The following is a 1,277-nucleotide window of genomic DNA, read 5'->3' as shown; positions in this document are numbered from 1 at the left end:
GTGCGACATCACCGCGGCCACTGAGCAGGCCGTCGGTGTTGTCCAAACGGGTGCTGCGCGCGTCGAGGCCAACGGCGTTGATATGGCCTTTGACGTTGGCCAGCAGCTGCTCAACGCGCAAGGTCAGCCCTTGGTTGCTGATGAGCTTGCCGTGGCTGTTGTCGAGGTTGTTGGCCGCCAAGGTGAAGGCGTTCTGGCTGGAGATTTCGCCGTGCTGGTTGTTGAGGTTAGCGAGGTTGTTGAGCACCAGGATCGGTGCGTTGATCACGCCCGCGTTGACCAGCTCGCCGTTGTGCAGGTCGAGGTTCAGTTGCGTGGTGCTGAGCAGCTCGGCGCCGCCCATTTGCGTGAGGCCAGTGAGGTTGGCAGTCAGGCTGCCAACGCTGCGGATTTGCCCGCTGTTGCTGACCTGGGTGGCCGTGAGGTCAAGGCTGTCGGCACTGGTGACATGCCCCTCAAGGCCGTTGTTGAACACGCCGGTCGTGAGGGTCACGGCGCCTTGGCTGTTGATCAGGCCGTGGGTGTTATCGAGGCTGGCACTGGTCAGCTTGAGGCTTTGTGCACTCTCGACGGTGCCGCCTGTATTGATCAAATCCGTGGCACTGGTGAGGGTCAGCGGCCCGGCACTGGAGAGGCTGCCGCCGGTGTTGTCGATGCGCTGGGCCGCCAGGTCCATCGAACCTTCGCTGGTGAATTTGCCACCCGTGTTGTTCAGCCCAGCCGCCAGCTGCAACGCCAGGGAGTGCTTGGCGCCAAAGGTGCCTTCGGTGTTATCCAGGCGGGTGCCGGTGAAGCGCGTGTCTTGGGCGAAGACCAGGCCTTTGGCCTGGTTGATCACCTCGTGCATCGCCAGTTCCAGCGCCGTCCCGGCCAACAGCTTGCCGCCACTGTTGTCGAGGCGCTGGCCGCTGAGGTCGATGTTCTGCTGGCTGGAGATTTCACCCGCGCGGTTGTCGACGCTGTTGATGGTGAGCTTCAGCGCTTTTTTCGCACCGAGGACGCCGCCGTCGCGGTTATCCAGGGTGTCGGCGTTGAGGCTCAAGTTGCCCTGGGCGACCAACTGACCGCCCTGCTGGTTGAAGATCCCGACCGTGGCGTCCAGATCAGCCTGGCTGGCAATGCGGCCCTTGGTGTTGTCGACGCTGTCGAGCGTCAGCCGCACCGGGCCAACGGCGCTGGCCAGGCCGTTTTGGTTACTCAGGGATTGCCCGGTGATCGCCAGCGCCTGCTTGCTGTTGAGCACGCCTTGACGGTTATCCAACTGGCCGACTTGCAGG

The 1,277-nt window shown here is 63.4% G+C and carries 1 pseudogene; it reads right to left on the bottom strand.

Features of this window, described 5'->3' with window-relative positions:
* Positions 1–1,277 (bottom strand): annotated as a pseudogene (locus tag FW764_RS28025) (hemagglutinin); the annotation flags it as partial.

It is taken from the genome of Pseudomonas sp. 1152_12 (genome assembly GCF_052850675.1).
This window is presented reverse-complemented; position numbering and strand designations above follow the sequence as displayed.